Raw genomic sequence first — 9,598 nt, 5'->3', positions numbered from 1 at the left:
AGGATGCCGGCTGCCTCACCGGCTTCCACCAGGTTGCAGTAGAGCGCATCGAAATACAGCGGGTGCTTGCGAAACGCCGAAGACAGGCTGGTGCCGGTCTCGATGTCCGAGCGGATATCGTTGAGCAGCTTGGTCACGCGCGGATTGGTGCTGCCGCGCGCGACGATGTCGAAGGACTGCAGCAGCGGCACGCCGGCGCGCATCATCGTCGCGATCTGGCGCGTGAAGATCGCAATGTCCTTCTGCTTGATCGACCGGCCGCCACTCATGCGGCGCTTCTTGACCTTGTTGACGAGAATGCCCTGGCGCCGCAGCGTCGCACCGACGGCCGCCTCGCCGCCCGCGCGCATCTCGCCGCGCACCAGCTTGCCGTTCTTGTCCTTGCCTTCCCACTCGAAGACGAGTTCCTTGATGCCGTTTGCCGACACGGTTGCTGTGGCCATGATCTGTAGAGTCCTCGCGAAGCGCTTATTCGTTGGTGACCGAGATCACTTCTTCCAGGGTCGTCATGCCGGCGCGCACCTTGATGAGACCCGACTGGCGAAGATCACGCACGCCTTCGCGGTGCGCTTGCTGGGCGATGTCCATCGCGTTGCCTTGGGTCAGGATGATGCGCTGGATCTCCTCGGTGATCGGCATCACTTGGTACAGACCGACGCGGCCCCGGTAGCCGTTGCTGCAGCTCGAACAACCGACCGCCCGATACAGCTTCCAGGTGCCCTCGAAATCCGCCTGGGTGAATCCAGCCTTCACCAAGGCTTCCTTAGGGTAATCGGCGGGCGCCTTGCAGTTCTCGCAAAGCCGCCGCGCCAAGCGTTGCGCCGTGATCAGGATCACGCTGGAGGCGATGTTGAAGGGCTGCACGCCCATGTTCATCAGGCGCGTGAGCGTCGTCGGCGCATCGTTGGTGTGCAGGGTGCTCATCACCATGTGGCCGGTCTGTGCGGCCTTGATGGCGATGTCGGCGGTTTCCAGGTCGCGAATCTCCCCGACCATGATGATGTCCGGGTCCTGCCGCAGGAACGCCTTCAACGCGACGGCGAAGTTCATCCCCGCCTTGTCGTTGACATTGACCTGGTTGATGCCGGGAAGGTTGATTTCGGCCGGGTCTTCGACCGTCGCGATGTTCACGCCGGGCTGGTTGAGGATGTTCAGGCAGGTGTAGAGAGACACCGTCTTGCCCGAGCCGGTCGGCCCGGTCACCAGCACCATGCCGTAGGGCCGCTTGATGGCTAGCATGAGGCGGTCCTTTTCGATCTTCTCGTAGCCCAGCGCCTCGATGCCGAGCTTCGCACTCGACGGATCGAGGATCCGAATGACAATTTTTTCGCCGAACAGCGTCGGCAACGAACTGACCCGGAAGTCGATCGCCTTGTTGCCGAACTTGAGCTTCATGCGGCCGTCCTGCGGCACGCGTTTCTCGGCGATGTCGAGCCGGGAAATCACCTTGATGCGCGAGGCGAGCTTGTCCTTGATGGCGATGGGTGGCTGCGTGATCTCGCGCAGTTCGCCGTCGACACGAAAGCGCACGCGATAGATCGACTCGTAAGGCTCGAAATGCAAGTCGGAAGCGCGCGCATTGATCGCGTCGATCAGCATCTTCTGCAGGAAGCGCACGACCGGAGCGTCCTCGACATCGGTCGAGACATCCTGTGTCTCGGTGCTGCCGGTTTCCTCTTCGGTGACGTCGAATTCGAAATCGCCCGCCACCAGCGACTCGAGCGATTCGCCGGCGCTGATTGTGGCTGCCTCGACCAGACGCAGCAGCTTGTCGTGTTCGACGATCACCCATTCCGGCGTGAGCTGCGTCGCGAACTTGATCCGTTCGACGGCTTCCTGGTCGGTTGGGTCAGCGCCGGCAATGAACAGGCGATTGCCGCGCTTGCCGAGCACGATCACCTGGTACTGAGCGGCCAGCTTGGCGTCGATCACGTTGCGCGGCAAGCGCTGCGGATCGATGGCCGCCAGATCGAGCAGCGGCATGGCCAGCGCGGTAGAAAGCGTGTGCGCCAGGTCGGCGGGGTTGACGGCGCCCGCGCCGATCACTGCCGAAATGAAGCTGCGGCGCTGCTCCTTGGCGCCGCGGACCAAGTCTTCGGCGGTCTTGACGCTGAGTTTGCCGGCGTGAACCAGGACGCGCGCCACGCCGGACAAGGAACTCTGCGGAGCGTCGGCGATCGTGTCCACGGGCAATCAGTTCGGCAGGCGTTGCAACCGGTTCATGATCGTCGATTCACCAGTCGGTGTAAACGCGGGAAGGCGCACCAGCGCTCGATCTACCGCCGATGCCGTGCGTAAGCCACACGCATGCCGGGAAAGACGGTCAAGAGAAAGCGTGGTCGGGGTGAGAGGATTCGAACCTCCGGCCTCTACGTCCCGAACGTAGCGCTCTACCTGGCTAAGCTACACCCCGAAGTGCCCGCGCGCGAGGCGCGGATATCGGTCGGCGCTCACGCGGAACGCTCGATCGACTGAGCACATAAGTATAGCAGCGCTTCGTGGTGCGCCGAATCGGGCAGCACGGTCAAACATTGCTTGGCCCGTTCGATTTCTCCTCGTGCGACCGCCCGTGTCGCGTCGAGCGCCCCGGTCTCACGCACGATGGCGATCACGTCGGGCAAGCGTTCGATCTCTCCGTTGACGATGGCTGCCCGCACGAGGTCGCGCTGCGCCGGAGTGCCCCGCGCCATGGCGGCAAGGAGCGGTAAGGTCGGCTTGCCTTCGCGCAGATCGTCACCGACGTTCTTGCCCAGTGCTGTGGTGGCGCCCTCGTAGTCGAGCAGGTCGTCGATCAGTTGAAATGCAGTGCCGAGCGCGCGCCCATAGTCGGCACAGGCCGCCTCGATTGCGGCCGGAGCGTCGGCCAGCAGAGCGCCCAGCCGAGCGCTGGCCTCGAACAGCTTGGCTGTCTTGAAACGAATCACGCGCAAGTAGTCGTCGACCGCGAGGTCGGGATCGTGCATGTTCATCAACTGCAGAACCTCGCCTTCGGCGATCACGTTGGTTGCGTCGGCCAGCACCTCCAGCACCCGCATGCGGTTTACCGACACCATCATCTGAAAGGCACGCGAATAAAGGAAGTCGCCAACCAACACACTGGCGGCGTTGCCGAAACGCGCATTCGCGGTGTCGCGCCCCCGGCGCAGCGCCGACTCATCGACCACATCGTCGTGCAAGAGCGTCGCGGTGTGAATGAACTCGACCGTCGCCGCCAGCTCGAATCTCTCGGGCCCGTCAAATCCGAGCGCCTGGGAGAACAACAGAACCAAGGTCGGACGGATTCGCTTGCCGCCGGCGCTGACGATGTAGTGCGAAATCTGGTTGATCAGCGCGACCTGGGATGACAGCCGGCGCCGGATGAGCGTGTCGACCTCTGCCATCTCGGGGGCCATCAGGTCGGCAAAGGTGGAGGCCGACAAGGCGGCAGGCGAGACGGCGGACACGACAGAACCCGAAAGCCCGCGGGGAGCGCGAGCGAAGCGTGGATTATAGAAAGCGCGGCACTCCGACGCCGGGGAACATCGAGCATGGTCGCTTCTTCGAGCGATTGACACAAGTGCATGTGTTAAAGTCACCGGCTTCGCAAAATTGCGCGGGGCCGGCCGCTTCGTTTGAGAGGCGGCCTGTCTTTTCCAGTGAGAGAACTCGAGTGAGAGGCTGATATGTACGCGCTCATAAAAACCGGCGGCAAGCAATACAAGGTTACTGCAGGCGAAAAGATCAAAATAGAACAGATTGTTGCGGACGTTGGCCAAGAGATCGTGATCGACCAGGTGCTTGCTGTGGGCAACGGCGCGGACCTGCAGGTTGGGACTCCCTTGGTTGCCGGCGCGAAGGTCGTGGCCACGGTGCTGGCACACGGCCGTCATGACAAGGTCCGCATCTTCAAGATGCGCCGCCGCAAGCACTACCAAAAGCGGCAGGGTCACCGTCAGAACTTCACCGAGCTGGAAATCAGTTCAGTGAACGGCTGAACCTTGCAACCTAGAAGGAGCTGAAAAATGGCACAGAAAAAAGGCGGCGGTTCCACACGCAACGGCCGCGATTCGCAGCCGAAGATGCTCGGCGTCAAGGTGTTCGGCGGCCAGGTCATCACGGCCGGCGCGATCATCGTGCGTCAGCGTGGCACGCGTTTTCATCCCGGGGCCAATGTTGGCATCGGCAAGGACCACACGCTGTTTGCGTTGGTCGACGGCGAAGTGAGCTATGCCGTCAAGGGCGAGCGCAGCCGTAGCACGGTGGTCGTGACCCCGCGCTGAGCCTGCAGGCCCCGCCCACGAAGCCCCGGCTCGCCGGGGCTTTTTCGTTGGCACGGCTCCGCTAACATCGTTCGAAACAGAGTGCAGATGCGATGAAATTCGTCGACGAGGCTTATATCGACGTGATCGCCGGCAACGGCGGCAACGGCTGCGCGAGCTTTCGCCGCGAGAAGTTCATTCCCTTCGGCGGGCCCAACGGCGGCAATGGCGGACGTGGCGGCAACGTGTACGCCCAAGCCGATCGCAATCTCAACACGCTTGTCGACTTCCGTTTCTCCCGCCGTCACGAGGCGCGCGTCGGCGAGCATGGGCGGGGTTCGGATCAGTTCGGCGCGGCTGCCGATGACATCGTGCTGCGCATGCCCGTGGGCACCATCATCGCCGATGCCGAAACGGGCGCTCCCATAGCGGAGTTGCTCGAGCCGGATGAGCGCATCCTGATTGCCAAGGGCGGCGACGGCGGCTTCGGCAACCTTCACTACAAGACCAGCACCAACCGCGCACCGCGCCAGAAGACCCCCGGTTGGCCCGGTGAGCAGAAGAAGCTCAAGCTCGAATTGCGCGTGCTCGCCGACGTCGGCCTGCTCGGCATGCCCAACGCCGGCAAATCGACCCTGATCGCGGCGATCTCCAACGCAAGGCCGAAGATTGCCGACTATCCGTTCACCACCTTGCACCCCAACCTTGGGGTGGTGCGGGTCGGGCCTGAGCAGAGCTTCGTGGTGGCCGATGTGCCAGGGCTGATAGAAGGTGCTGCCGAAGGCGCCGGGCTGGGTCACCGTTTCCTGCGTCACCTGCAGCGCACGCGCCTGCTGCTGCACATGGTCGACTTGGCGCCCTTCGACGATGCCGACCCGGTCCAGCAGGCCAAGGCGATCGCGGCCGAGTTGAAGAAATACGACCCGGCCCTGTTCGACAAGCCGCGCTGGCTGGTGCTCAACAAGCTCGACATGGTGCCTGCCGACGAACGCGCCGCTCGGGTGAAAGATTTCGTCAAGCGCTTCAAATGGAAAGGCCCCGTGTTCGAGATTTCGGCCCTGACGCGCGAAGGTTGCGAGCATCTGGTGCAAGCGATCTACCGCCATGTGGCGACTTACCAGACTCACCACGTCGATCCTGATGTGCGCTTTGCCGAGCTCGACGCGGATGACGTGTCCGTCAAGGATGCGGCCTTTGTTCCCCAAGTCGACGATCCGCGTTTTCGATGAGCGGCGGGGCGAAAAGGGCAAGGCATGTCTGAGGTGCTGCGCGCCGCGAAGCGCATCGTGGTCAAGGTCGGCTCCAGCCTGGTCACCAACGAAGGTCGGGGCCTCGACGAAGAGGCCATCGACACCTGGTGCCGGCAGATTGCGGCCCTGGCCGAACAGGGCCGCGACGTGGTGATGGTGTCGAGCGGCGCCATCGCCGAAGGCATGAAGCGCCTGGGCTGGCGCACACGTCCCAAGGAAGTTCATGAACTGCAGGCCGCCGCAGCCGTGGGGCAGATGGGCCTCGTGCAGATGTACGAGAGCAAGCTGCGCCAGCGCGGTATCGGCAGTGCGCAGGTCTTGTTGACGCACGCCGATCTGGCCGACCGCGAGCGCTACCTCAACGCGCGCTCGACGCTGCTTACGCTGCTGCGCTTGAGAGTGATCCCGGTCATCAACGAGAACGACACCGTTGTCAACGACGAGATCAAGTTCGGCGACAACGACACGCTCGGCGCGCTGGTGGCCAATCTCATCGAAGCGGATGCACTAGTGATCCTCACCGATCAGGCCGGGCTGTTCTCGGCCGATCCGCGCAAGGACACGACAGCCCGCTTCATCGAGGAGGCGCGGGCCGGCGACCCCGCGCTCGAGCGCATGGCTGGCGGTGCCGGCTCGAGCCTCGGCCGCGGCGGCATGATCACCAAGGTGCTGGCCGCCAAACGTGCGGCGGGCAGCGGGGCCTCCACCGTGATCGCATGGGGCCGAGAGCCCGACGTGCTGCTGCGGCTGACCGCCGGTGAAGCGATCGGCACGCTGCTCACGGCCAGCACCGCCAAGATCGCCGCTCGCAAGCAGTGGATGGCGGACCATCTGCAATTGCGTGGCGCAGTCGTGATCGACGATGGTGCCCTCGCCAAGCTGCGCAACGACGGCAAGAGCTTGCTGCCAATCGGGCTGGTCGCCGTGCACGGTGAATTTGCGCGCGGCGACGTGATCGCGGTGCGGAGCGAAGCGGGCGTCGAGATCGCCCGCGGCCTGGCCAACTACACGAGCAGGGAGGCCCGGCTCATCGCGCGCAAGCCTTCGAGCGAGTTCGAGCGGCTGCTGGGCTTCACCGGCGAAGCTGAAATGATCCACCGGGATAACCTGGTGCTCTCGTAAGGCGCAGCGGCTTCACTGCGTCCCGGTCGGCTCCTGCGGCTGGGCGGCGGCGATCGGGTCGTGCTCGGATGAGGCCTCATCGCGCCGCTGCAAACGCATGCCTGAACGCAAGTAGCGATTCTGATGGTTGCTGCGCGGCAGGAACCGGGCCAGTTCGGTGAGCGCCATCTGGTAGACGTCACGCTTGAACTCGATCACCACCTCGAGCGGTACCCAGTACTCGTTCCATCGCCAGGCGTCGAACTCGGGGTGGTCGGTGGCGCGCAGGTTCATGTCGCTGTCGCGGCCGGTGAGCTGCAAGAGAAACCAGATCTGCTTTTGGCCGCGGTAGTGGCCGCGCGCCTCGCGGCGAATGAAGTGGTCGGGCACTTCATAGCGCAGCCAGTCGCGCGTACGCGCCACCACGCGCACTTGTTCTCGGTGCAAGCCCACTTCTTCATGGAGCTCACGGAACATCGCCTGCTCGGGCGTTTCACCGTATTTAATGCCGCCTTGAGGAAATTGCCACGAATGGGTTCGCAGCCGTTTGCCCCAGAAGACCTGGTTGCGCTGGTTGAGCAGGATGATGCCGACGTTCGGCCTGAAGCCTTCACGGTCGAGCATAATGAAACCTCGAATTCAGTCTTGAATTCATTATTGCACCGGGCCTTCTCGATGCAACCCGCGCCCGCCCCAGGGCGCGGATGGGGCCCTCGCACCCTGCGCGCTTGCGCACACCACTGTTCCTGGATGTCCCGGCGCCTGCCATGAAAGCCTCGCAGTTCTTCATCTCGACCCTCAAGGAAGCGCCGGCCGATGCCGAGATCGTGAGCCACAGGCTGATGATGCGTGCCGGCCTGATCAAGCGTCTGAGCGCGGGCATCTACAGCTACATGCCCATGGGGCTGCGAGTGATCCGCAAGGTCGAAGCGATCATCCGCGACGAGATGAACCGTGCTGGCGGGATCGAGCTGCTGATGCCGATCGTGCAGCCGGCCGAGCTCTGGCAGGAGACGGGGCGCTTCGAGGCGATGGGCCCGGAGCTCATGCGCGTGAAAGACCGGCATGAGCGCGACTTCATCATCCAGCCCACGAGCGAAGAGGTCATCACCGACATCGCCCGACAGGAGTTGCGCAGCTACCGGCAACTGCCGAAGAATTTCTATCACATCCAGACCAAGTTCCGCGACGAGCGACGGCCGCGTTTCGGCCTGATGCGCGGGCGCGAGTTCACGATGAAGGACGCCTACTCCTTCGACCGCGACGTGGCCGCCGCCGGCCGCAGCTACGACGCGATGTACGCCGCGTACGAGCGCATCTTCAGCCGTTTCGGCCTCGTTTACCGCGCGGTGGCCGCCGATACCGGCGCCATCGGCGGCGATCGCTCGCACGAGTTCCAGGTGATCGCCGATACCGGCGAGGACGCCATCGCCTACTGTCCGACCAGCGACTATGCGGCCAACGTGGAGTTGGCCGAATGCCTGCCGCTGATTAACGAGCGCGCCGCGCCGAAACAAGCATTGGCGAAGACGCCGACCCCGGGCAAGGCCACCTGCTCTGCGGTGGCCGAACTGCTGGGACTGCCGCTTGCGCAAACCGTTAAGTCGCTGGTGCTCGCCACCGACGACAAGAGTGAAGGCGGCGACCTGCCGCGGACCACCGTGTGGCTGCTGCTGGTGCGCGGCGATCATGATCTCAATGAGATCAAGGCCGGCAAGCTGCCGGGCCTGAAGGCCGGTTTCCGTTTCGCCACCGCCGCCGAGATCGACACGCACTTCGGCTGCAAGCCCGGCTATCTCGGGCCGGTGGAGATGAAAAAGCCGGTCAGGGTGCTCGCCGAGCGCACCGTTGCCAACATGAGCGACTTTGTCTGTGGCGCCAACGAGGCCGATTTCCACTACACCGGCGTGAACTGGGGCCGTGACCTGCCCGAGCCCGACCTGGTGGCCGACATCCGCAGCGCGGTGGCCGGCGATCCTTCGCCTGACGGCAAGGGCGTGCTGGCCATCCAGCGCGGCATCGAGGTTGGACACGTGTTCTACCTCGGCACCAAGTACAGCGCCGCCATGAACGCGACCTACCTCGACGAGAACGGCAAGCCGCAGCTGATGGAAATGGGCTGCTACGGCATCGGCGTCACGCGCATCCTGGGCGCCGCCATCGAGCAATGCAACGACGCGCGCGGCATCCTCTGGCCCCCGGCGCTTGCGCCCTTTGCTGTGGTGATCTGCCCGATCGGCTACGACCGTTCTGCGGAGGTGAAGACCGCCGCCGATGCGCTGCACGGTGAACTGCTCGCGCTGGGCATCGACGCCATCCTGGACGACCGCGGTGAGCGCCCCGGCGCCATGTTTGCCGACTGGGAGCTGATCGGCATTGCGCAGCGCGTGGTGATTTCCGACCGCGGGCTCAAGGACGGACAGGTCGAGTTGCAGGGCCGCGCCGAAGCCGAGGCCTCGAAGATGCCGCTGGCCGATGTGATGGCCACCCTCCGTCAGCGCCTGGGCGCCTGAACGCGGGGCGGATGAACACCCTGCGCCGCCGCACGCTGTTGGCCGGCCTGGCGCTGGCTGCCGGCTTGCCACCGCGCAGCGCCGAGGCCCGCGGGCAACTCGAGGAGCCGCTGGCCGACTCGGTTCGCACAGCGCTGTCGGCTGCGGTAGCGCAAGGCGCGCCGCCGCGGCCGATTTTCGACAGCACCGAAGAGCGCCTGGCTTACTTGCGCTGGCTCGGCGCGATGAGCGAGCGCCTGCGCCGACGCAAGCCCGATCGGCTGGCGCGCATCGAGTTTCTCGAAACGCTCTGGTATGAGAGCCGGCGCGCGGGGGTGGACCCGGCATTGGTGCTCGGGCTGGTCCAGGTCGAAAGCGGTTTTCGCAAGTACGCCGTGTCGGTCGCCGGCGCGCGCGGCTACATGCAGGTGATGCCGTTCTGGCTGCGTGTTATCGGCGGTGGCGACGACGACATCGGTCGCTTGTTTCACCTGCAGACCAATCTGCGCTTCGGGTG

10 protein-coding genes and 1 tRNA gene are annotated in these 9,598 nt (G+C 64.4%); 6 read left to right on the top strand and 5 right to left on the bottom strand.

The window, feature by feature from the left end; translation table 11 throughout:
• From H0W38_RS09380 to H0W38_RS09365, 4 genes are all read right to left on the bottom strand, one after another.
• A partial coding sequence (locus tag H0W38_RS09380; RefSeq protein ID WP_292453143.1) for a type II secretion system F family protein occupies positions 1–443 on the bottom strand: 443 nt, incomplete at its 3' end.
• A 25-nt stretch (positions 444–468) separates the two neighbouring features.
• A complete protein-coding gene (gene pilB, locus H0W38_RS09375) occupies positions 469–2,193 on the bottom strand; it encodes a type IV-A pilus assembly ATPase PilB (protein WP_292453139.1) in 1,725 nt (574 codons plus the stop codon).
• Positions 2,194–2,336: 143 nt separating this feature from the next.
• Positions 2,337–2,413: transfer RNA gene (locus H0W38_RS09370), tRNA-Pro, on the bottom strand.
• A gap of 37 nt (positions 2,414–2,450) precedes the next feature.
• On the bottom strand, positions 2,451–3,392 hold the full coding sequence (locus H0W38_RS09365; RefSeq protein ID WP_292453145.1) for a polyprenyl synthetase family protein: 942 nt from the start codon (positions 3,390–3,392) through the stop codon (positions 2,451–2,453).
• A gap of 270 nt (positions 3,393–3,662) precedes the next feature.
• On the opposite strand from H0W38_RS09365, the gene rplU reads away from it, so the two are divergent.
• The 4 genes from rplU to proB all read left to right on the top strand — a co-directional run bounded on the left by rplU (position 3,663) and on the right by proB (position 6,610).
• Positions 3,663–3,974 (top strand): 50S ribosomal protein L21, encoded by a 312-nt coding sequence (gene rplU / locus H0W38_RS09360; protein ID WP_292453137.1) that lies wholly within the window; start codon positions 3,663–3,665, stop codon positions 3,972–3,974.
• A 27-nt stretch (positions 3,975–4,001) separates the two neighbouring features.
• The gene (rpmA, locus tag H0W38_RS09355; protein ID WP_292448606.1) at positions 4,002–4,259 is read left to right on the top strand and encodes a 50S ribosomal protein L27; all 258 of its coding nucleotides are present in this window, start codon (positions 4,002–4,004) and stop codon (positions 4,257–4,259) included.
• Positions 4,260–4,351: 92 nt separating this feature from the next.
• The gene (cgtA, locus tag H0W38_RS09350) at positions 4,352–5,467 is read left to right on the top strand and encodes an Obg family GTPase CgtA (RefSeq protein ID WP_292453134.1); all 1,116 of its coding nucleotides are present in this window, start codon (positions 4,352–4,354) and stop codon (positions 5,465–5,467) included.
• Positions 5,468–5,491: 24 nt separating this feature from the next.
• Positions 5,492–6,610: a glutamate 5-kinase gene (gene proB / locus H0W38_RS09345; RefSeq protein WP_292453132.1), complete on the top strand. Its 1,119-nt coding sequence runs from the start codon at positions 5,492–5,494 to the stop codon at positions 6,608–6,610.
• 12 nt (positions 6,611–6,622) lie between these two features.
• Here proB and H0W38_RS09340 read toward each other — a convergent pair whose 3' ends face one another.
• On the bottom strand, positions 6,623–7,213 hold the full coding sequence (locus tag H0W38_RS09340) for an RNA pyrophosphohydrolase (protein ID WP_292453130.1): 591 nt from the start codon (positions 7,211–7,213) through the stop codon (positions 6,623–6,625).
• Positions 7,214–7,356: 143 nt separating this feature from the next.
• Here H0W38_RS09340 and H0W38_RS09335 point away from each other — a divergent pair, with 143 nt between their 5' ends.
• Together H0W38_RS09335 and H0W38_RS09330 are read left to right on the top strand one after the other, a co-directional pair.
• Positions 7,357–9,102, top strand: a complete 1,746-nt coding sequence (locus H0W38_RS09335) for a proline--tRNA ligase (protein ID WP_292453128.1) — start codon at positions 7,357–7,359, stop codon at positions 9,100–9,102.
• Between the two features lie 11 nt (positions 9,103–9,113).
• Positions 9,114–9,598, top strand: a 485-nt coding sequence (locus H0W38_RS09330) for a transglycosylase SLT domain-containing protein (protein ID WP_292453124.1), incomplete at its 3' end; no start/stop codon positions are given.

It is taken from the genome of Methylibium sp., from assembly GCF_013817365.1.
GTDB lineage: Bacteria > Pseudomonadota > Gammaproteobacteria > Burkholderiales > Burkholderiaceae_C > Methylibium.
This window is presented reverse-complemented; position numbering and strand designations above follow the sequence as displayed.